This is a genomic window from Pseudomonas sp. IT-93MI4, assembly GCF_949767635.1.
Lineage (GTDB): Bacteria > Pseudomonadota > Gammaproteobacteria > Pseudomonadales > Pseudomonadaceae > Aquipseudomonas > Aquipseudomonas putida_A.
Genome location: NZ_CATKPP010000011.1, coordinates 697,238 through 717,015, shown reverse-complemented (window position 1 = coordinate 717,015; position 19,778 = coordinate 697,238). Strand labels below are relative to the sequence as shown.

Below are 19,778 nucleotides of genomic sequence, written 5' to 3'. Positions count from 1 at the left end.
AAGGACTTCGATCAGTCCGGAATCGCTTCAGGGGCTTGCCGTGGGGCGGGCGCCGTCAGGGACGTGATCTTGATCAGCAGCGCCAGGTGGCCGTTGTCGAGATAGTTGAGCTGGCCGTTTTTGGTGTGACTGTCCTGTTTCAGGTGTTCGCTGGCAGTGACCATGCCGTTGGCGTCGATCTGGTTGACCCAGAAGTCGGCGTTCACGTCGGTGAAGCGTCCGAGTTTCATTTCCAGCGTGCCCTCGATCGGGAACTGGCCGAACTGTTCCTTGCCGTCGCTGACGGCCACCTTGGTCGGCGCTTCGCCGAGGGTCTGCTGCCAGGCCTTGTGCATCAGCACACTGTAATCACCGCTGGCGCTGAGTTTGCTGGCAACGTCGCCGAGCGCAGGTGTGCGCAGGCTGTCATCACCCAGGCGTTGAGCGCCGGCGGCCCAGTCTTCCGGGGCGGCGCGGCTGACGATAGCCGGCACGGCGTTCTGGCGCACCAGAATCATTTCGACCTGATACAGGTCATCGGCGAAAACCGAAGGGGCTACCAAGGCAAGTAGCAAAGTCAGTGAGCGAAACAGGCGCATGCGGCGTCCTTCAAACAGTTTTCGGGAGGAGGCGCTCGAACAGCGCCTCTACAGTATTAAAGCGCTCTTCCGGGCGTTCCATCGGCACCTGGAACTTGAACATCGTGGCGCCTTCGAATTTGTAGCGTTTTGGCTGAGTCTGGATCAGTTTGATCAAGGTCATCGGGTCGACCGGCGTCTGCGCGGCGAACTCGATGCGTCCACCCTGCGGGCCACCGTCGACTTTCTTGATGCCCAGCTGTTCGGCCTGCAACTTCAGCGCAGTGATGCGCACCAGATTCTTGGTCGGCTCCGGCAGCAGGCCGAAACGATCGATCATCTCCACTTGCAGATCCTTCAGGCCTTCCTCGTCGGTGGCCGAAGCGATGCGCTTGTACAGAATCAGGCGGGCGTGAACGTCCGGCAGATAGTCTTCCGGAATCAGCGCAGGCACGCGCAGGTTGACCTCCGGGCCACCGCCGAGCGGTTGATCGAGATTCGGTTGCTCGCCCTTGCGGATCGACTTCACCGCGCGCTCGAGCATTTCCATGTACAACGTAAAACCCACGGCCTGAATTTGCCCGCTCTGGCCATCGCCCAGCAGTTCGCCGGCGCCACGGATTTCCAGATCGTTGGTTGCCAGCACGAATCCGGCGCCCAGATCCTGGGTGTTGGCAATCGCTTCCAGACGCTTTTCAGCATCCGAAGTGATTTGCTGGCGCGGTGGGGTCAGCAGGTACGCGTAAGCCTGGTGGTGACTGCGGCCGACACGTCCGCGCAGCTGGTGCAATTGCGCCAGACCGAACTTGTCGGCGCGCTCGATGATGATGGTGTTGGCGCTCGGCACGTCGATGCCGGTCTCGATGATGGTCGAGGCAATCAGCACGTTGAAGCGCTTGTGATAGAAGTCGCTCATCACCTGTTCGAGTTCGCGTTCGCGCATCTGTCCGTGACCGATGCCGATCCGTGCTTCCGGCACCAGTTCGGCGAGATCCGCCGCGCACTTCTCGATTGTTTTGACGTCGTTGTGCAGGTAGTAAACCTGCCCACCGCGCAGCAGTTCACGCAGCAGAGCCTCTTTGACCGTGCTCTTGTTCTGCTCCATGACGAAGGTGCGTACCGACAGGCGGCGCGCCGGCGGGGTGGCGATGATCGACAGATCACGCATGCCCGACACCGCCATGTTCAGCGTGCGCGGAATCGGCGTGGCGGTCAGCGTGAGAATGTCGACTTCGCTGCGCAGGGCCTTGAGCTGTTCTTTCTGCCGCACACCGAAGCGGTGCTCTTCGTCGATGATCACCAGACCCAGGTTTTTGATCTTCACATCGTCGGACAGCAGCTTGTGCGTGCCGATGACGATATCGATCTTGCCTTCCGCCAGGTCGGCGATCGCCGCGTTGACTTCCTTGGCCGATTTGAAGCGGCTCATCACTTCCACGGTCACCGGCCAGTCGGCGAAACGGTCGCGGAAACTGTTGTAGTGCTGCTGGGCGAGCAGGGTGGTCGGCACCAGAATCGCCACCTGACGCCCGCCGTGCACGGCAATGAACGCGGCGCGCATCGCCACTTCGGTCTTGCCGAAACCGACGTCGCCGCAGACCAGACGATCCATCGGCTTTGGCGCGAGCATGTCTTCGCGCACCGCTTCGATGGTCGCTTGCTGGTCCGGCGTTTCTTCGAACGGGAAACCGGCGCTGAAGGTCGCGTAATCGGCTTTCGGGTCGGCAAACGCGTAGCCTTCGCGGGCGGCACGACGGGCATAGATGTCGAGCAGCTCAGCGGCGACATCGCGCACCTGTTCGGCGGCTTTGCGCTTGGCTTTCTGCCAGGTCTCGGAGCCGAGGCGGTGCAGCGGCGCCAGTGAGTCATCGCTGCCGGTGTAACGCGCGATCAGATGCAGGTTGGCCACCGGCACGTAGAGCTTGGCGTTCTCCGCATATTCCAGAGTGAGGAATTCGGCCGCCTGGTTGTCGATTTCCAGAATCGTCAGGCCCAGATAACGCCCGACACCGTGGTCAATGTGCACCACCGGCGCGCCTTCGCGCAGTTCGGTAAGGTTTTTGATCACTGCATCGTTGTTGGCGTCGGCGCGTTTTTCCCGGCGACGACGCTGCATGACGCGCTGACCGAACAACGGGCTCTCCGCCACCAGCGCCAGCGCCGGGTCATCGAGCATCAAGCCTTCGTCGAGCGGCGCGATGGTGATCGCCAGGCGATCCTTGCTCGAAACGAAGTCCGGCCAGCTGTCGACGGTTTTCGGCCGCAGCTTCAGACGTTCCAGCAGCTCCAGCAGGACTTCACGCCGGCCCGCGGATTCGGCGGTGAACAGCACGCGTCCGGGGAATTCGTCGAGGAATGTCGAGAGCGCCGCCAGTGGTTGTGTGGCCTTGGCTTCGATCGCCAGGTTTGGCAGTGCCTGCGCCGGGAAGCGCTCGCGACCGGCGCCGGACTCGACGTCCTGCTGGCTGGCGACTACGCGTGGCCAGCTCTTGAGGCGGGCGAAGCAGTCTTCCACCGGCAGGAACAATTCCGCTGGCGGCAATAAAGGGCGCGATGGATCGACGCGGCGCTCTTCGTAGCGATTGCGCACGTCGTTCCAGAAGTTTTCTGCCGCTTGTTCGATACCCGGCAGCGAGAACACTTGAGTGTCCTGCGGCAGGTAATCGAATAGTGTCGAGGTTTCATCGAAGAACAGCGGCAGGTAGTACTCGATACCGGCCGGGGTGATGCCGCTGCTCAAGTCCTGGAAGATCGGGCAGCGTCGGAAGTCGACATCAAAACGCTCGCGAAAGCGCGCCTTGAAGCGGGTGACCGCATCTTTCTGCAGCGGGAACTCTCGGGCCGGCAGCAGCTTGACCGAATCGACTTTGTCGATGGAGCGCTGGTTTTCCGGATCGAAGGTGCGCAGGGTTTCGATTTCGTCGTCGAACAGGTCGATGCGATAGGGCAGTTTGCTGCCCATCGGGAACAGGTCGATCAGCGCACCACGGACGGTGAACTCGCCGTGCTCGTAGACCGTATCGACGTAGCGATAGCCGCTGGCCTCAAGCCGCGAGCGCATCTGTTCGACATCGAGCTTCTGCCCGACATCCAGCACCAGGCTGCTGCCGAGCAGAAACTTGGTCGGCGCCAGGCGGTGCAGGGCGGTGGTGATTGGCACCACCAGCACGCCGTGCGCCAGTTCCGGCAGTCTATAAAGGCTGGCGATACGCTGGGAGATGATGTCCTGGTGCGGCGAGAACAGATCGTACGGCAGGGTTTCCCAGTCGGGAAAATGCAGCACGGGCAAATCCGGGGCGAAGAAACTCAGCTCCTGTTCCAGCCGTTCGGCACTCTGGCTGTCGGCGGTCAGTAGCAGGGTGAAGCGCTTGGCAGCGCTGGCAGCCTCGGCAATCGCGAGGCTGAGGGCAGCACCGGGCAGGTTGCCCCAATGCTGTTTACCTGCCGCGGCAGGGAGAAGCGGTAGACGCAGAACGGGCACGGAAGGTTGAGCTCCAGGCTTTGCGACAAAGTCGGTAATTGTAGCGGCGTCCGGTGCCGGCTGTCAGTTGCAGACTGCGTCTATCTTCACGGTTTGCGCAAAATGTAGTGGTAACCATAAAAACGAGCACTTTTTTAGTGGTTATGTAGTGCCGAAATCGACTGGTGTTACGGAGGGTTACAGACATCGTCTAACAGTCGTCGAAAAATTGACTGCGCTGGAAGCCCCGGTTTTACTGGGCTGGCGCGGGGCGTAATTTTTTTGAACGGAATTTTGTTACCGATTGCGCGACAAGCGCGCATTGCTACAAGAGGTTCTCGGCGGCATAATGTAGCCCCTTTTTTCTGCCCCTACATGTGGAAGGTTCCCGTGACTCAGAAGCCCGACCAGTGTCTTGGTGAATGGATCGACCGTGAAGCACTCGCAGAAGCGATGATTCCGCTTATCGGTCAGCTCTACCGCAATAACAACGTGGTGAGCTCGATCTATGGCCGCAGCCTGATCAACCAGTCTGTCATCGCGATTCTCAAAGCTCACCGCTTTGCTCGCCACCGTTCCTCCGACGATAGCGAACTCTCCGTCCACGAAACATTCCCTCTGCTGAAAGCCATGAGCGAGCTCAAGCTCGGCGCGGCTTCGGTAGACCTGGGCAAGTTGGCGTTCAAATTCCGCAGCGAAGGCAATGGCCGCAGCGCCGAGCAGTTCGTGCGTGAAGAACTGGCTGACGTGGTTGGTCAGCAAAACGCTTCGGCCCGCAAAGGCACTGACGTTGTGCTGTACGGCTTCGGTCGTATCGGCCGTCTGCTGGCGCGCATCCTGATCGAGAAAACCGGTGGTGGCGACGGTCTGCGTCTGCGTGCCATCGTCGTGCGCAAAGGCGCCGAAAACGACCTGACCAAGCGCGCCAGCCTGCTGCGTCGCGATTCGGTACACGGTCCGTTCAACGGCACCATCGTCATCGACGAAGAAAACAACACCATCACCGCCAACGGTAACCTGATCCAGGTGATCTACGCGAAGAACCCGACCGAGGTGGATTACACCCAGTACGGCATCAAAGACGCGCTGCTGGTGGACAACACCGGTGTATGGCGTGACGCCGATGGCCTGGGTCAGCACCTGCAATGCCCGGGTGTGGCTCGTGTTGTTCTGACCGCGCCTGGCAAAGGCAAGCTGAAGAACATCGTTCACGGTATCAACCACAACGAAATCACCGCTGACGACAAGATCGTGTCCGCCGCTTCCTGCACCACCAACGCCATCGTGCCGGTGCTGAAGGCTGTGAATGACAAGTTCGGCATCATCAACGGTCACGTCGAAACCGTTCACTCGTACACCAACGACCAGAACCTGATCGACAACTTCCACAAGGGCGATCGCCGTGGCCGTAGCGCCGCGCTGAACATGGTGATCACCGAAACCGGTGCTGCCACCGCCGCTGCCAAGGCCCTGCCTGAGCTGGCCGGCAAGCTGACCGGTAACGCGATCCGCGTTCCGACGCCAAACGTGTCGATGGCCATTCTCAACCTGAACCTTGAGAAAGCCGCCAGCCGTGAAGAGATGAACGAGTACCTGCGCTACATGGCGCTGCACTCCGATCTGCACAAGCAAATCGACTTCGTCAACTCGCAGGAAGTGGTGTCCACTGACTTCGTGGGTTCGCGTCACGCCGGTGTGGTCGACGCTGAAGCGACCATCGTTCAGGACAACCGCGTTGTGCTGTACGTCTGGTACGACAACGAGTTCGGCTACAGCTGCCAGGTGGTTCGCGTGATGGAAGACATGGCCGGTGTAAACCCGCCAGCGTTCCCGCGCTAAGCCTTCGCTGCAAATGAAAACGCCCCGACTTAGGTCGGGGCGTTTTTTTATGCCTGCTGAATCTTTATTGCCTGTACCGGCCTCTTCGGGAGCAAGCCCCCTCCCACAGGTTTGGCGGTGTTCACACAATCATGTTGGCACCACCGGACCTTGTGGGAGGGGGCTTGCTCCCGAAGGCGTTTTATCGGGCGCCACCTGCCACGGCCGCTTGCGCAGTCCGCAGCTCATGCTTATTGCCACGGAACAGCACCAGCGTCGCAATCAGTCCCAGCACCGCCGCACCGCTGAGCCAGATCCCCGGCGCAGCCTTGTTGTCCAGCACGTGGATAAGGTAAGTACAGGCTGCCGGCGTGAAGCCACCAAAGGTCGCCGTCGCCAGGCTATAGGCCAGCGAGAATCCGGTGGTGCGCACTTCCACCGGCATGATTTCGGTCAGAGCCACGACCATCGCGCCGTTGTACGAACCGTACAGGAACGACAGCCACAGTTCGACGATCAGCAGATGACTGAAGCTCGGGTTCGCCACCAGCCACGACAGCGCCGGATAGGCGGTCAGGATCGCCAGAATGGTCGCCGCCAGCAGTAGGGGTTTGCGCCCGATCTTGTCGGACACCGCGCCCATCACCGGCAGCCAGAAGAAGTTCGACAGACCGATGCACACGGTCACCAGCAGCGCGTCGAAATCCGACAGATGCAGTTCAGCCTTGCCGAAGGTCGGGGTGTAGGCGGTGATCAGGTAGAACGAAACCGTGGTCATCACCACCAGCGCCATGCCGGCGATGACGATGCCAAAGTTCTGACCGATCGAGCGGACGATTTCCCGCAGGGTAGGGCGATGTTTGCGCGCCTGGAATTCCGGAGTTTCCTCCAGCGAACGACGAATGACGAAGATCACCGGAACGATCATGCAGCCGATCAGGAACGGCACACGCCAGCCCCAGTCACCCATCTGTTCCGGGCTTAGCCAGTGATTGAGGCCCACCCCGAGCAGGCCGGCAAACACCACCGCCGCTTGCTGGCTGGCGGACTGCCAACTGACGAAAAAGCCCTTGCGGCCCGGCGTGGCGATTTCCGCCAGATAGACCGAAACACCGCCCAACTCGACGCCGGCCGAGAAGCCTTGCAGCAAGCGACCGAACAGCACGATCAACGGCGCTGCGACACCCAGAGTGGCATAGCCCGGCACGCAGGCGATCAGGATCGTACCGGCGGCCATCAACGCAAGGGTAATGATCAGACCCTGGCGACGACCGTGACGGTCAATGTAGGCACCAAGGAAGATCGCGCCCAGTGGACGCATCAGGAAACCGGCACCGAAGGTGGCCAGGGACAGCATCAGGGAAGCGAAGGCGCTGTCGGCCGGGAAGAAGGTTTTGGCGATGGCCGTGGCGTAGAAGCCATAGACCATAAAGTCGAACATCTCGAGAAAATTGCCGCTGACAACGCGAAAAATCGCTTTGCCTTTGCCCGTGGTCGAGGACATTTTCAGTTACTCATTATTGGTTTCTTATGACGCGTTGCATCCGTTGGGGAGCGTGCGGGCCTTTGATCCATAATGGCCGGCGCGCTTTTATGGGGAGATGAAGAATTGTTCACTGGACGGTGGGTTTGGCTTGTGAGTGTGACGGTTGTCCTCGCTGCCTGTGGCAACGGTGAGTCCATGGAAAGCTTTGGGGGGCCGACCATGGGCAGCACGTATTCGATCAAGTACGTGCGGCACTCGGGTATTGCCGAACCGGCGCAAGTTCGCCGGGAAGTGGAGGCTATCCTCGCGAAAGTGGATCGGCAGATGTCGACCTATCGCAATGACTCCGACATCGAACGTTTCAATGCCTTGCCAGCGAACAGCTGTCAGACCATGCCGGCTGCCGCGCTCGAATTGGTCCGTGTCGGCGAGCAGCTGTCGGAGCAAAGCGAAGGTTCCTACGACCTGACTGTCGAACCGCTGATGAACCTGTGGGGATTCGGCCCGCAAGGGCGTGAAGAGACAGTCCCCGACTCCGCCGCGCTGGCCGAAACCCTGCAGCGAGTCGGCTACCGCCATTTGCATATCGACGGCGACCGCTTGTGCAAGGACGCCGCTGTCGAAGTCGACTTCAACAGCATCGCCGCCGGTTACGCGGTCGACACCATCGCCGCCAGGCTCGAGTCGATGGGCATCCATGACTATCTCGCCGAAGCCACCGGTGAGCTAAAGGCCAAGGGCAAGAAGCTTGATGGCTCATCCTGGCGTATTGCGCTGGAAGAGCCGCGAGACGATCAACAGGTGGCCGAACGGATCATTCAGGTCGACGGCTACGGGGTTTCCACCTCCGGTGATTACCGTAACTATTTCCTGCAAGGTGGCCGGCGTTATTCCCACACCTTCGATGCGCGGAGCGGGGCGCCGGTCCTACACAGCCTGGCGTCAGTCACGGTAATTCATCCTTCAGCGTTGATGGCCGATGGACTATCGACGCTGTTGCTGATTCTCGGGCCGGAAAGGGCTTGGGACTATGCCGAAAAACACGACATTGGTGCATTCTTCGTGATTCGTGCCGATACAGGTTTTGTTATCCGCACCAGTGCAGCTTTCGAACGCCTCAGTGGCGCAAAAGTTGACTGAAAACAGTACGAAAGCTGGCGTTGTAGTGCAGGCAAAAGTAGCCTACGACGCGACCAAGGGTTAATGTGCGCGGCGTTGACGCTTCTATAGACTGTGTCCGGGTTCTTTACTGACCCCCAATTGTTCCTTCGCGCCACGATTCGGCGTGATTTAGCCGCAGGTGCTGCTGGCACCGCGGCCTGTTCTGAGGAGTACGCATGGCTGTCTACAACTACGACGTGGTGGTGTTGGGTTCCGGCCCGGCGGGAGAAGGCGCGGCAATGAACGCCGCCAAAGCGGGGCGCAAGGTGGCAATGGTCGACAGCCGTCGCCAGGTCGGCGGCAACTGCACCCACCTGGGAACCATCCCGTCCAAGGCCCTGCGTCACTCGGTGCGGCAGATCATGCAGTTCAACACCAACCCGATGTTCCGGGCGATCGGCGAACCGCGCTGGTTCTCCTTCCCGGACGTGTTGAAAAGCGCCGAGAAAGTCATTTCCAAACAAGTCGCTTCGCGCACTGGCTACTACGCTCGTAACCGCGTCGACGTGTTCTTCGGCACCGGCAGCTTCGCCGACGAGCAAACCATCGAAGTGGTCTGCGCCAACGGCGTGGTCGAGAAGCTGGTGGCCAAGCACATCATCATCGCCACCGGTTCGCGCCCTTATCGCCCGGCGGACATCGATTTCAATCATCCGCGTATCTACGATAGCGACACCATCCTCAGCCTCGGCCACACCCCGCGCAAACTCATCGTTTACGGCGCCGGTGTGATCGGTTGCGAATACGCCTCGATCTTCAGCGGTCTGGGGGTACTGGTTGAACTGGTGGACAACCGCGGTCAGTTGCTGAGCTTCCTCGACTCGGAAATCTCCCAGGCGTTGAGCTATCACTTCAGCAACAACAACATCACCGTGCGCCACAACGAAGATTACGATCGCGTTGAGGGCGTCGATAACGGGGTTATCCTGCACCTGAAGTCCGGCAAGAAGATCAAGGCCGATGCCTTGCTCTGGTGCAACGGCCGTACCGGCAACACCGACCAGCTCGGTCTGGAAAACATCGGGGTCAAGGTCAACAGCCGTGGCCAGATCGAAGTCGACGAGGCCTACCGCACCTGCGTGCCGAACATCTATGGCGCTGGCGACGTGATCGGCTGGCCGAGTCTGGCCAGTGCCGCCCACGACCAGGGTCGTTCGGCTGCCGGCAGCATCGTCGATAACGGCAGCTGGCGCTTTGTGAATGACGTGCCGACCGGTATCTACACCATTCCGGAGATCAGTTCGATCGGCAAGAACGAGCAGGAGCTGACCCAGGCCAAGGTGCCGTACGAAGTCGGCAAGGCGTTCTTCAAGAGCATGGCGCGTGCGCAGATCGCCGGCGAGCCGCAAGGCATGCTGAAGATCCTGTTCCACCGTGAAACCCTGGAAGTGCTGGGTGTTCACTGCTTCGGTTATCAGGCGTCGGAGATCGTGCACATCGGTCAGGCGATCATGAGCCAGCCGGGCGAGTTGAACACCCTGAAGTACTTCGTCAACACCACGTTCAACTACCCGACCATGGCCGAAGCCTATCGGGTAGCGGCGTACGACGGCCTCAACCGGCTTTTTTGACGGGCTCCGGCCGGTGGCCTGAGCCGGCCGGGGAGACCGATTTCAGCAATTCTCGAGGGTGGCAGTGGCCAAACCGGGAAAGTCTGTAATCAGGCTGTCAACGCCGAAGTCGGCGAGTCTGCGCATCAGCGCAGGCTCGTTGACGGTCCACACCGAGACATGCAGCCCCTGACGCTGCGCCTTCTGCAGGCGTTCCGGCGTACACAGCGTCCAGTTCAACGCCAGAATCTCACAGCCATAGCTGGCCGCGACCTTTAGCGGGTCGAGCCAGGCGTATTCGGCCACCAGTCCACGCGACACGTCCGGTACCAGGTCCAGCGCCGCTTTCAGCACTTCCCGCGAGCTCGAAGTGATGGTGACCTTGTCCAGCAGGCCATGACGCTGGGCCATTTCGCGAATCGCCAGTACGGTAGTCGCGGCGCGGGTGCGTGAAGCGCTTTTGACTTCCAGTTGCCAGTGCTCGAAATCACACTGCTCGAACAATTCTTCCAGGGTCGGAATCGGGCACGGTTTGATCCAGCCCGGGCCGCCCTTGCGCGCGTCGTAGGTCACCAGTTCGGCGGCGGTGTGTTCGACCACCTTGCCGCGCCGGTCGGTGGTGCGCTTGAGGGTCGGGTCGTGGATCACCATCAGCTCGCCGTCCTTGGACAGGTGCAGATCCAGTTCGCAACGGCGCACGCCGTGCTTGAGACATTCCTGAAAACTGGTCAGGGTATTTTCCGGTGCTTCGCCCTTGGCGCCGCGGTGGCCGTAGATGAGGGTCACGGTGCTTCCTTAATTTAAATGCCGGATTCGTTCTGTTCACGGGCCAGGCGTCGTTCCTGGGCCTGTTTCTGCAAGATATAGCGGGCGAGCAACTGACGCTGGGCGTCGGTCAAGTGTTCGAACTCGGTGCCGACGTCGTAGCCGTCGCCCTTGCGGTCGCAATGGGTGACGCGGGCGCGCAGCAGCAGGCCCAGTGCCTGCGGCATCAGCACCAGTTTCACCGACAGGTGCGCGCCGGTGGCGATTGGGGTCGGGTGCTGAAAGTCGATCCCGCCTTCGGAGATGATCACCGGTTGTGGCTCGCCGATATGGCCGAGCACGGTCAGGGCGACCACCTGGCTGAGCAGGTCGATGCGTTTGTTCTGGGATTTGAGGAACGCGGCGATAGCCCGGTCGCGTTCGCTGATCTGGCGCAACAGGTGCTGCGACTCGAATTCGCTCAGGTGCAGTTCGCTGAGCAGGTTGAACAGTGGAGAAGCATCCTGCAACACTTCCTGGCCTGCGGCTTCGGGAGCGGACAGGGGCCGAATTTCCAGTGCGATCATGTCCTCGATACGGTAGTATTCGCGGCGATCTTCTTCATCTAATGTCGACATGGCGAACCCATGGTAGCGGCGGTGGTCTGAGTGTAAAGCTGGTTATCGACCCCCGCCACAAGGACGTTCCTTTTCCCTCCGAACAAGCCCCGACATGTTCAGACCTCTCTTCGTATTTATCGGCACGCGTTATACCCGTGCAAAGCGTCGCAATCATTTTGTGTCATTCATTTCCCTGACTTCGATGATCGGGCTCGCCCTTGGCGTGGTCGTGATGATCGTGGTGCTCTCGGTGATGAACGGCTTCGATCATGAGATGCGCACCCGCGTGCTGGGCATGGTGCCCCACGCGACTCTTGAAACCGGTGAACCGATCAACGATTGGCAGAGCCTCGCCGCCAAGGTCAAGCGCAATCCTGAGGTGACGGCGGTTGCGCCATTCACCCAGATGCAGGGTTTGCTGACCAACAACGGCCAGGTGTCCAAGGTGTTGCTCAACGCCATCGACCCCGCGCTCGAGCGCAATGTGTCGATCATCGACAACTTCATGAAGCAGGGCAATCTCGACGATTTGACGCCGGGCAGCTTCGGCATCGTCATCGGCGACAAGGCCGCGACCAAGCTCGGCGTGGGCCTCGGTGACAAAGTCACCTTCGTCGCGCCGGAGGTCAGCGTGACCCCCGCCGGGATGTTCCCGCGCATGAAGCGCTTTACCGTGGTCGGCATCTTCCATGTCGGCGCCGGTGAGCTGGACGGCTATCTGGGTGTCACCAACCTGCAGGATCTGGCGAAAATGCACCGCTGGAAGCCTGATCAGGTGCAGGGCATCCGGTTGAAGTTCAATGATCTGTTCCAGGCGCCGCGCGTGGCCTGGACCATCGCCCAGCAGTTGGGCGAAGACCATTACTACGCCCGCGACTGGACCCGCACCCACGGCAACCTGTATCAGGCGATCCGCATGGAAAAAGCCATGATCGGTCTGCTGTTGCTGCTGATCGTCGCGGTGGCTGCGTTCAACATCATTTCCACGCTGGTAATGGTGGTAAATGACAAGAAGAGCGACATCGCCATTCTGCGTACCCTCGGCGCCACGCCGGGGACGATCATGCGCACGTTCATGGTGCAGGGCACCGTGATCGGCGTGGTCGGTACGGCGATTGGTGCGGTGCTCGGTATTCTCGCTGCGCTCAACGTCAGTGCGGCGATTTCCGCCCTCGAAGGGCTAATCGGCCACAAGTTCCTCAACGCCGATGTGTATTTCATTGATTACCTGCCGTCGCAGGTGCAGAGCCAGGACGTGGTCATGGTCTGCGCTGCTGCGTTGGTCCTGAGTTTCCTCGCCACCCTGTATCCCGCCTGGCGTGCCGCGCGCACCCAGCCGGCGGAGGCGCTACGTTATGAGTGAGTCGGGCATGAGTGATAAAGCAATCTTGAGCTGCCGCAACCTGGGCAAATCCTACGAGGAAGGCCCGGAGTCGGTACAAGTGTTGGCCGGTCTGCAACTGGAGTTGCACCCGGGCGAGCGTGTGGCGATCGTCGGCAAGTCCGGTTCGGGCAAAAGTACCTTGCTCAACCTGCTGGGCGGTCTCGACACCCCAACCGAGGGCAGCGTCTGGCTCGATGGCGAAGAACTGTCGGCGCTGAGCGAGAAGAAGCGTGGCCTGCTGCGTAACCGCGCCCTCGGGTTCGTGTACCAGTTCCACCACTTGCTGCCGGAATTCACCGCGCTGGAAAACGTCTGCATGCCGCTGCTGATCGGCAAGACCGCGATCCCGGAAGCACGCCAGCGCGCTACCGCGTTGCTGGAGCGCGTGGGGCTGGGCCATCGTCTGGAGCACAAACCGGCCGAGCTGTCCGGTGGCGAGCGCCAGCGTGTGGCCATCGCCCGGGCGCTGGTGAACAATCCAGGCCTGGTGATGCTCGACGAGCCAACCGGCAACCTTGATTCGCACACCGCCGAAGGCATCCAGGACTTGATGCTGGAACTCAGCACTTCGATGCGCACGGCGTTCCTGGTGGTGACTCACGACATGAACCTGGCCCGCCAGATGGACCGCGTCCTGCAGTTGCAAGAAGGTTGCCTGACCGCCATCTGACCGACCGAAACCCGGTGCCTGTGTAAGGCATCGGGTCTTTTATTTTTATACGGTGCCCCAGCGAATGTTCAGACCGTTATCGATCTTTATCGGCACGCGCTATACCCGCGCCAAGCGCCGCAATCGCTTTGTTTCGTTTATCTCGATGACTTCGATGATCGGGCTCGCCCTCGGCGTGCTGGCGATGATCGTGGTGCTGTCGGTAATGAACGGCTTCCAGCGTGAAATGAGCTCGCGCATCCTCGGCATGGTGCCGCACGCGACCATCGTTGGCGTCAAGCCGATCGATGACTGGCAGCCGGTCGCCGCCGCCGCGCTGAAAAATCCGGAAGTGACCGCCGCCGTGCCGTTCACCGAGATGGAAGGCATGCTGTCCTACAAGGGTTTGATGCAGCCGATCCAGATCAGCGGCGTCGACCCGGCCCAGGAAGGCAAGGTGTCGATCGTGGCCCAGCACATTGTGCAGGGGCGTCTGGATGACCTGAAGCCGGGCGAGTTCGGCGTGGTGATCGGTGAAATCACCGCGCGCCGCTTCCGCCTCAATGTCGGCGACAAGATCACCTTGATCGTCCCGGAGGTCAGCGCCGCACCGGGGGGCATTACCCCGCGCATGCAGCGCCTGAACGTGGTCGGTGTGTTCAAGGTCGGCGCTGAACTGGACGGCTCGATGGGGCTGATCCACGTGGCCGATGCCGCGACCATGCAGCACTGGCAGCCGAATCAAGTGCAGAGCGTGCGCCTGGCGGTGAAGGATCTGTACGCCGCGCCGAAAGTCTCCTCGGACATCGCCGCAGGCCTCGGTGCCGAGTTCAAGGCTGACGACTGGACTCACACCCAGGGCAGTCTGTTCAGCGCGATGAAAATGGAAAAAACCATGATCGGCCTGCTGTTGCTGATGATCGTCGCTGTGGCGGCGTTCAACATCATCGCCACGCTGATCATGGTGGTGAACGACAAAGGCGCAGACATCGCGATCCTGCGTACCATCGGCGCCACGCCACGGCAGATCATGGCGATCTTCATGGTGCAGGGCACGGTGATCGGCATTGTCGGCACACTGATTGGCGGCGTGCTCGGCGTGATCGCGGCGCTGAATGTCAGTGAGATGGTAGGCTGGGTTGAGCGCGTTACCGGGCAGCACATCTTCAGTTCCGACGTGTACTTCGTCAGCAACCTGCCTTCGGAATTGCAGGGCGGGGATGTGCTGTTGATCTGCTCGGCGGGGTTTGTTCTGAGCTTCCTGGCGACGGTGTACCCGGCGTTGCGGGCGGCGAAGATTGAGCCGGCGCATGCGCTGAGATATTCCTGAGCTTCAATACCGCCTTCGCGAGCAAGCCCGCTCCCACAGGGGATTTGTGTATGACACAGATCCCCTGTGTGGCTAGCTAACCCCCACAGTGATACAAATTCAGGGTTAACGCAGATCCAATGTGGGAGCGGGCTTGCTCGCGAAGGGGCCGGTCCTATCGACCTCATTCTCCTTTGGGCAACTCGATCACAAACCGCGTCCACCCCGCAGCCGATTCGCAATGAATCTGCCCGCCATGCGCGCGGACGATCGATTGGGTAATCGCCAGCCCCAGCCCCGCATGTTCACTGCTGCCTTCCTGCCGCGCCGGATCTGCTCGATAAAACCGGTCAAACAGCCGTGGCAACAACTCTGCCGAAATGCCTTCGCCACTGTTCTCCACCGACAGCTGCGCTATGTGCGGTTGATCGACGATGGACAGGCGCACGCTGCCCGCCGCCGGGGTAAAGCGCAGCGCGTTATCCAGCAGATTCGACAAGGCCCGGCGCAGCATGCTCCGGTCGCCCTTAATGCACGCATGGCCCTCACGGCTCAGCGTCACCCTGGCGTCCTCGGCCAGTGGCGCAAAAAACTCCAGCAGCACATCGCTCTCATCCGCCAGTTCCAGTGCCTCACGCTTGGGCATCAGCAAACCGTGGTCAGCCTTGGCCAGATAAAGCATGTCGTTGACCAGTTGGGCCATCCATTGCAGTTCTTCGAGGTTGCTGTGCAGGGCTTCGCGGTAATCCTCGATCGGTCGCGGGCGGGTGAGGGTGACCTGGGTGTGGGTCAGCAGGTTCGACAGCGGAGTGCGCAGTTCATGGGCGATGTCGGCCGAGAACGCCGACAGCCGTTGAAACGAGTCATCGAGGCGTCCGAGCATGGCGTTGAAGCTGTGGGCCATTTCCGCAAGCTCTGGCGGCATTTGCGCTTCCGGCAGTCGGGCATTCAGCGATTGTGCGGAAATCCCACGCGCTACTGCACTCATACGGCGCAACGGACGCAAACCGCTGCGCGCCGCCCACGCGCCGAGCAGCGCGGTGGCCAGGGCCGACAAGCCGACGGTCAGCCAGATCAGATGCTGCATGCGTTGCAGGAAGTGCTGGTGATGGGTGATGTCCAGCAGCAGAGTGAGCTGTGGCGAGTCGGTTTTGTCAGGGTAGAGCGGGGCGTTGAGCACGCGGTAGTCGGCGCCGTCATGGCTGATGGTCGACAGGCCCGGCTGTTGCGGCAAGTCCTGCGGTAAATTGATCGAGCTGTCGTACCAGCGCTGGCCGTCACTGCCGGTAACACGCAGCGCCAGATCGGCCTGACGGCTCAGCTCATCCGCCAGCCGCGCCTCACGCTGAACGGGTTGCACATCCTGCAAGGCCCGGCGCAAACCGATCAGCTTGCCGTCCAGCAATTGCTGATCGAGCTCAATGAAGTGCGCCTCGCTGGCGCGGCTGAACAGCACCCCGGCGAACAGCGATACTACGGCGGTGCAGGCGGCAAACAGCAAGGCCAGACGAGAGCTCAAGGACAGGCGACGCATCAGGCCGGACGCTCTTCAAGCACGTAACCCATGCCGCGCACGGTGTGAATCAGTTTATTGGGGAAGTCATCGTCGATTTTCAGGCGCAGACGACGGATCGCCACTTCGATCACGTTGGTGTCGCTGTCGAAGTTCATGTCCCAGACTTGCGAGGCAATCAGCGATTTCGGCAACACTTCACCCTGGCGGCGCAGGAGCATTTCCAGCAGGGCGAATTCCTTGGCAGTCAGGTCGATGCGCTGACCGCTGCGTTCGACCCGGCGACGGATCAGGTCCAGACGCAGATCGGCCAGTTGCAGACTGGTTTCCTGGGGCAGGGCGCTGCCACGGCGCAGCAGGCTGCGCACCCGGGCCAGCAATTCGGAAAAGGCGAAGGGTTTGACCAGATAATCGTCGGCGCCGAGTTCGAGTCCGTGCACCCGATCTTCGACTGCATCTTTGGCGGTCAGAAACAGCACTGGCGTGTCGAGGCCGGCACTACGCACCGCCTGCAGAATCTGCCAGCCACTGCGCCCGGGCAGCATCACGTCGAGAATCAACAGCGCATAATCTCCGCTCAACGCCAGTTGCTGACCGCTGACGCCGTCGGCCACCAGTTCTGTGTTGAAACCGGCCTCGGTCAGGCCCTGGCGCAGGTAGTGGCCGGTTTTCGGTTGGTCTTCGACGATCAGCAGTTTCATGGGCGACTCGGGTTGTAGGAACAAAAGCGTTATACCGTGGGAGCAGGCGACGCACGCCAACCTGACAAAGTTGTAATCTGCCTGTCAGGTAGCTGCCAGCGCAGGCGGGCTAGAGTTTCCCACAGGCTGAACCTTATCTTGTTGGAGTATGACTATGTTTTTGCGCAACCCTCTGACCGTCGCCGCCTGTGTGCTGGCGCTGAGTTCACCTGTCTGGGCCGCACCCGCGCACAGCTATGATTTCGGCCAACCGGCACCAGCAGCCAAGGCTACTCGCAGCATTGAAGTTGTACTGAACGACATGTCGTTCGACCCCAAGGCGATTCAGGTCAAGGCCGGTGAGACGGTTCGCTTTGTGCTGGTGAATAAAGGCCAGTTGCTGCACGAATTCAACCTCGGTGACGCCGCGATGCATGCCCAGCACCAGCAGGAAATGTTGCAGATGCAGCAAAGCGGCATGCTCACGCCTACCGGCATGAAAGAAATGTCTCACGACATGGCGGACATGGATCACGGCGGCATGGACCACGGCATGAAGCACGACGACCCCAATAGCGTGCTGGTCGAGCCGGGCAAGACCGCCGAGCTGACCTGGACCTTCAGCAAGGCCACCAGCCTGGAATTCGCCTGCAATATTCCCGGTCACTACCAGGCGGGCATGGTCGGCAAACTGACTGTCAGTCAGTAAGCACTCAAAGGCGGGCGCAAAGGCTGATAGAATCCGCTGATTCTTCAGTCAGGTTTCCGCCATGCATCCCGCAGCCGAACATTCGCCGCTGGGCAAATCCAGCGAATACATCGCCACGTACACGCCGTCCCTGCTGTTCCCGATTCCGCGCACCGCGAAATGGGCCGAGCTGGGCCTGACCGCCGAAACCCTGCCGTATAAAGGCGTGGATTTCTGGAATTGCTTCGAACTGTCGTGGCTGTTGCCGTCGGGCAAGCCGGTGGTGGCAATCGGTGAATTCAGCATTCCGGCGGATTCGCCGAACATCATCGAATCTAAGTCGTTCAAGTTGTACCTGAACTCGCTGAATCAGACGTCGTTTACCGACATCGCCAGCCTGGAAGCAACACTGGTCAAGGACTTGTCGGCCGCTGCCGGCAAACCGGTCGGCGTACGGGTACGCAGCCTGAAGGACGTCGAAGCCGAAGGCGTCGTGGCGTTGCCGGGCGTGTGCATCGACGATCTGGACATCAGCGTCAGCAACTATGAGCATCCGCGTCCGGAACTGCTGCGTTGCGATGATTCGAAGATTGTCGAAGAGAGCGTGCATAGCCATCTGCTCAAATCCAACTGCCCGGTGACCAGTCAGCCGGACTGGGGCAGCGTGGTGGTGGAATATCGTGGTGCGGCGCTGGATCACGCGAGTCTGCTGGAATACATCGTCAGTTTCCGCCAGCACTCGGACTTCCACGAGCAGTGTGTGGAGCGGATCTTCCTCGACCTGCAGCGTTTGCTGAAGCCGGAGAAACTCACGGTGTTTGCACGGTATGTGCGCCGGGGCGGGCTGGATATAAACCCGTATCGCAGCACTGAAGCGGTACAACTGCCGAACCACCGCCTGGTCCGTCAATAAAGAATCAGGATGTGGCATATCCAATGTGGGAGCGAGCCTGCTCGCGAAGGCTGTATGTCATTCAACGATGCTGTCGACTGACACGACGCTTTCGCGAGCAAGCCCGCTCCCACATTGGAATGCGTTTCAAATTGTGGAAATGAAAAAGCCCTGCCAGCGCTGGCAGGGCTTTTTGCATTTCAGGGGAGGAAAATCAGATCCCCATGCTACCCAGCGCATTGACGATATTGCGCAGGGTGCCGGCAATGGCCGGGTGTTCGACTTCGAAGCGTTCCACTGCCAGGTTCACACCGTCGGCGATGCTCGCGTCCTGAGTGGCAGTTTCCAGTTTGATTTCCGATTCAATCTGCGCCATCAGCTCACGCAGATCGTCACGTTCGGCTTCGGACAGCGGCGGATTCTGCTCCAGTTGCTCGCGCAGGGTGTCGAGTTGTTTTTGCAGTTCTTGGGCGGGCATGGTGGGGTTCCTTTTATCAAGAGGCACTGGCATTGACCGCAGCCGCGCGCCAAAGGTCTATGGCTGACCTTTAGATTAATCCACTCTGCGGCAACCTGCATGATCCCGGTCAGGGCTTTTCGCCCTTGAGGCGGCGCAGGTTGATGTCCGCCAGGCAGGTGTCGAGCTCGCCCAGATGATCGATCACCGAATGCACGCCCAGCCCGAACAACTGCAGGGTTGCCTTACCGCGTCGTTGGTCGCGTTCGTTCTGGCTCAGCGCTTGCCACTCGCTCGGCGACAGGCCGCACAGCGAGCCGCAGGACGCCAGGCCAATGGTCCACAACCCGGCGTTGAGGCCCGATTGCAGTAGGCGCGGCTCGCCGCTGACCAGTACGCAGCCATCCAGACGGCTGACGTTCAAGCCCATCAACGCCTGCCAGCAGGCGTTCGGCGCGGGCCATGGATTGATTGTTGCTGAATATTGCGTTGGTTTGATCCACGCCGGCAGAGAGGCCGCCAAGGGTTGCGCGAGGGCAGGGGGCAGCTCGTCGATCCACGCACAGGGAATCTGCTGGCGCTGCAGGCTGAGCAGGCTGTCGAGAGCGCCGGGTGTGGCGTGGGCGTGCTCGGGCAGTACGCTGGCGTGTTGATGGGCACGGGCGCCGAAATCCACCAGACAGCCACTGAGTCCGAACAGCACGGCGGTCAGGCCGGGCGCGGCGACAGGCAAGACTTCAGCGTGGGTCATGGCAACGTCCCTGAAATAGGCATGAGGCTAGGGGACATCGGTGACAGTTGGATGACAGG

17 protein-coding genes are annotated in these 19,778 nt (G+C 60.7%); 8 read left to right on the top strand and 9 right to left on the bottom strand.

What is annotated here, in order from left to right:
- Window positions 1–11: 11 nt before the first annotated feature.
- Window positions 12–578 carry a CsiV family protein gene (locus tag ACM6I7_RS10575; RefSeq protein WP_027611454.1) on the bottom strand — a complete coding sequence of 189 codons (567 nt, stop codon included), beginning with the start codon at window positions 576–578 and terminating at the stop codon, window positions 12–14.
- 10 nt (window positions 579–588) lie between these two features.
- Entirely contained in the window at window positions 589–4,038 is a 3,450-nt protein-coding gene (mfd, locus tag ACM6I7_RS10570; protein WP_096797171.1) for a transcription-repair coupling factor, read from the bottom strand.
- 354 nt (window positions 4,039–4,392) lie between these two features.
- On the opposite strand from mfd, the gene ACM6I7_RS10565 reads away from it, so the two are divergent.
- Window positions 4,393–5,856 carry a glyceraldehyde-3-phosphate dehydrogenase gene (locus tag ACM6I7_RS10565; protein ID WP_003226583.1) on the top strand — a complete coding sequence of 488 codons (1,464 nt, stop codon included), beginning with the start codon at window positions 4,393–4,395 and terminating at the stop codon, window positions 5,854–5,856.
- Between the two features lie 181 nt (window positions 5,857–6,037).
- Here the strand turns inward: ACM6I7_RS10565 and ACM6I7_RS10560 are convergent, their stop codons facing one another.
- Window positions 6,038–7,339: an MFS transporter gene (locus ACM6I7_RS10560; protein ID WP_096797170.1), complete on the bottom strand. Its 1,302-nt coding sequence runs from the start codon at window positions 7,337–7,339 to the stop codon at window positions 6,038–6,040.
- Between the two features lie 72 nt (window positions 7,340–7,411).
- Between ACM6I7_RS10560 and ACM6I7_RS10555 the strand changes: the two genes are divergently transcribed.
- Both ACM6I7_RS10555 and sthA read left to right on the top strand, forming a co-directional pair.
- On the top strand, window positions 7,412–8,461 hold the full coding sequence (locus ACM6I7_RS10555) for an FAD:protein FMN transferase (protein WP_330207083.1): 1,050 nt from the start codon (window positions 7,412–7,414) through the stop codon (window positions 8,459–8,461).
- Window positions 8,462–8,658: 197 nt separating this feature from the next.
- Window positions 8,659–10,053: a Si-specific NAD(P)(+) transhydrogenase gene (gene sthA, locus ACM6I7_RS10550; protein ID WP_003226580.1), complete on the top strand. Its 1,395-nt coding sequence runs from the start codon at window positions 8,659–8,661 to the stop codon at window positions 10,051–10,053.
- 42 nt (window positions 10,054–10,095) lie between these two features.
- On the opposite strand, the gene ACM6I7_RS10545 is transcribed toward sthA, so the two are convergent.
- Entirely contained in the window at window positions 10,096–10,818 is a 723-nt protein-coding gene (locus ACM6I7_RS10545) for a glycerophosphodiester phosphodiesterase (protein ID WP_047600122.1), read from the bottom strand.
- 14 nt (window positions 10,819–10,832) lie between these two features.
- Entirely contained in the window at window positions 10,833–11,414 is a 582-nt protein-coding gene (locus ACM6I7_RS10540; RefSeq protein WP_007968195.1) for a PilZ domain-containing protein, read from the bottom strand.
- A 94-nt stretch (window positions 11,415–11,508) separates the two neighbouring features.
- On the opposite strand from ACM6I7_RS10540, the gene ACM6I7_RS10535 reads away from it, so the two are divergent.
- The 3 genes from ACM6I7_RS10535 to ACM6I7_RS10525 all read left to right on the top strand — a co-directional run bounded on the left by ACM6I7_RS10535 (window position 11,509) and on the right by ACM6I7_RS10525 (window position 14,759).
- Window positions 11,509–12,759, top strand: a complete 1,251-nt coding sequence (locus tag ACM6I7_RS10535; RefSeq protein ID WP_336838500.1) for a lipoprotein-releasing ABC transporter permease subunit — start codon at window positions 11,509–11,511, stop codon at window positions 12,757–12,759.
- 7 nt (window positions 12,760–12,766) lie between these two features.
- Complete coding sequence (lolD, locus tag ACM6I7_RS10530; RefSeq protein WP_164747873.1) at window positions 12,767–13,450, top strand: lipoprotein-releasing ABC transporter ATP-binding protein LolD; 684 nt, start codon at window positions 12,767–12,769, stop codon at window positions 13,448–13,450.
- A gap of 64 nt (window positions 13,451–13,514) precedes the next feature.
- Window positions 13,515–14,759: a lipoprotein-releasing ABC transporter permease subunit gene (locus ACM6I7_RS10525; protein ID WP_414888521.1), complete on the top strand. Its 1,245-nt coding sequence runs from the start codon at window positions 13,515–13,517 to the stop codon at window positions 14,757–14,759.
- Window positions 14,760–14,922: 163 nt separating this feature from the next.
- Here ACM6I7_RS10525 and ACM6I7_RS10520 read toward each other — a convergent pair whose 3' ends face one another.
- Both ACM6I7_RS10520 and ACM6I7_RS10515 read right to left on the bottom strand, forming a co-directional pair.
- Complete coding sequence (locus tag ACM6I7_RS10520; protein ID WP_414888520.1) at window positions 14,923–16,272, bottom strand: heavy metal sensor histidine kinase; 1,350 nt, start codon at window positions 16,270–16,272, stop codon at window positions 14,923–14,925.
- On the bottom strand, window positions 16,272–16,952 hold the full coding sequence (locus ACM6I7_RS10515; RefSeq protein WP_027611462.1) for a heavy metal response regulator transcription factor: 681 nt from the start codon (window positions 16,950–16,952) through the stop codon (window positions 16,272–16,274). Before ACM6I7_RS10515 ends, ACM6I7_RS10520 begins: the two co-directional genes overlap by 1 nt.
- Window positions 16,953–17,106: 154 nt before the next feature.
- On the opposite strand from ACM6I7_RS10515, the gene ACM6I7_RS10510 reads away from it, so the two are divergent.
- Window positions 17,107–17,640 carry a plastocyanin/azurin family copper-binding protein gene (locus ACM6I7_RS10510; protein WP_096797165.1) on the top strand — a complete coding sequence of 178 codons (534 nt, stop codon included), beginning with the start codon at window positions 17,107–17,109 and terminating at the stop codon, window positions 17,638–17,640.
- Between the two features lie 61 nt (window positions 17,641–17,701).
- Window positions 17,702–18,532 carry an NADPH-dependent 7-cyano-7-deazaguanine reductase QueF gene (gene queF / locus ACM6I7_RS10505; protein WP_027611464.1) on the top strand — a complete coding sequence of 277 codons (831 nt, stop codon included), beginning with the start codon at window positions 17,702–17,704 and terminating at the stop codon, window positions 18,530–18,532.
- A 193-nt stretch (window positions 18,533–18,725) separates the two neighbouring features.
- Here queF and ACM6I7_RS10500 read toward each other — a convergent pair whose 3' ends face one another.
- Window positions 18,726–18,989 carry a DUF4404 family protein gene (locus ACM6I7_RS10500; protein ID WP_247269278.1) on the bottom strand — a complete coding sequence of 88 codons (264 nt, stop codon included), beginning with the start codon at window positions 18,987–18,989 and terminating at the stop codon, window positions 18,726–18,728.
- Window positions 18,990–19,098: 109 nt separating this feature from the next.
- Complete coding sequence (locus ACM6I7_RS10495; protein WP_150369279.1) at window positions 19,099–19,719, bottom strand: HAD family phosphatase; 621 nt, start codon at window positions 19,717–19,719, stop codon at window positions 19,099–19,101.
- Between the last annotated feature and the right edge of the window lie 59 nt (window positions 19,720–19,778).

What these genes read in the sequence shown, in the direction of transcription:
- ACM6I7_RS10525 (WP_414888521.1), top strand. Translation starts at nt 13,515, where the DNA reads ATGTTCAGACCGTTATCGATCTTTATCGGCACGCGCTATACCCGCGCC.
- queF (WP_027611464.1), top strand. Translation starts at nt 17,702, where the DNA reads ATGCATCCCGCAGCCGAACATTCGCCGCTGGGCAAATCCAGCGAATAC.
- ACM6I7_RS10560 (WP_096797170.1), bottom strand. Translation starts at nt 7,339, where the DNA reads ATGTCCTCGACCACGGGCAAAGGCAAAGCGATTTTTCGCGTTGTCAGC.
- ACM6I7_RS10555 (WP_330207083.1), top strand. Translation starts at nt 7,412, where the DNA reads ATGGCCGGCGCGCTTTTATGGGGAGATGAAGAATTGTTCACTGGACGG.
- ACM6I7_RS10500 (WP_247269278.1), bottom strand. Translation starts at nt 18,989, where the DNA reads ATGCCCGCCCAAGAACTGCAAAAACAACTCGACACCCTGCGCGAGCAA.
- ACM6I7_RS10510 (WP_096797165.1), top strand. Translation starts at nt 17,107, where the DNA reads ATGTTTTTGCGCAACCCTCTGACCGTCGCCGCCTGTGTGCTGGCGCTG.
- ACM6I7_RS10565 (WP_003226583.1), top strand. Translation starts at nt 4,393, where the DNA reads ATGTGGAAGGTTCCCGTGACTCAGAAGCCCGACCAGTGTCTTGGTGAA.
- ACM6I7_RS10575 (WP_027611454.1), bottom strand. Translation starts at nt 578, where the DNA reads ATGCGCCTGTTTCGCTCACTGACTTTGCTACTTGCCTTGGTAGCCCCT.
- sthA (WP_003226580.1), top strand. Translation starts at nt 8,659, where the DNA reads ATGGCTGTCTACAACTACGACGTGGTGGTGTTGGGTTCCGGCCCGGCG.
- ACM6I7_RS10535 (WP_336838500.1), top strand. Translation starts at nt 11,509, where the DNA reads ATGTTCAGACCTCTCTTCGTATTTATCGGCACGCGTTATACCCGTGCA.
- ACM6I7_RS10515 (WP_027611462.1), bottom strand. Translation starts at nt 16,952, where the DNA reads ATGAAACTGCTGATCGTCGAAGACCAACCGAAAACCGGCCACTACCTG.
- ACM6I7_RS10495 (WP_150369279.1), bottom strand. Translation starts at nt 19,719, where the DNA reads ATGACCCACGCTGAAGTCTTGCCTGTCGCCGCGCCCGGCCTGACCGCC.
- ACM6I7_RS10520 (WP_414888520.1), bottom strand. Translation starts at nt 16,272, where the DNA reads ATGCGTCGCCTGTCCTTGAGCTCTCGTCTGGCCTTGCTGTTTGCCGCC.
- ACM6I7_RS10540 (WP_007968195.1), bottom strand. Translation starts at nt 11,414, where the DNA reads ATGTCGACATTAGATGAAGAAGATCGCCGCGAATACTACCGTATCGAG.
- lolD (WP_164747873.1), top strand. Translation starts at nt 12,767, where the DNA reads ATGAGTGATAAAGCAATCTTGAGCTGCCGCAACCTGGGCAAATCCTAC.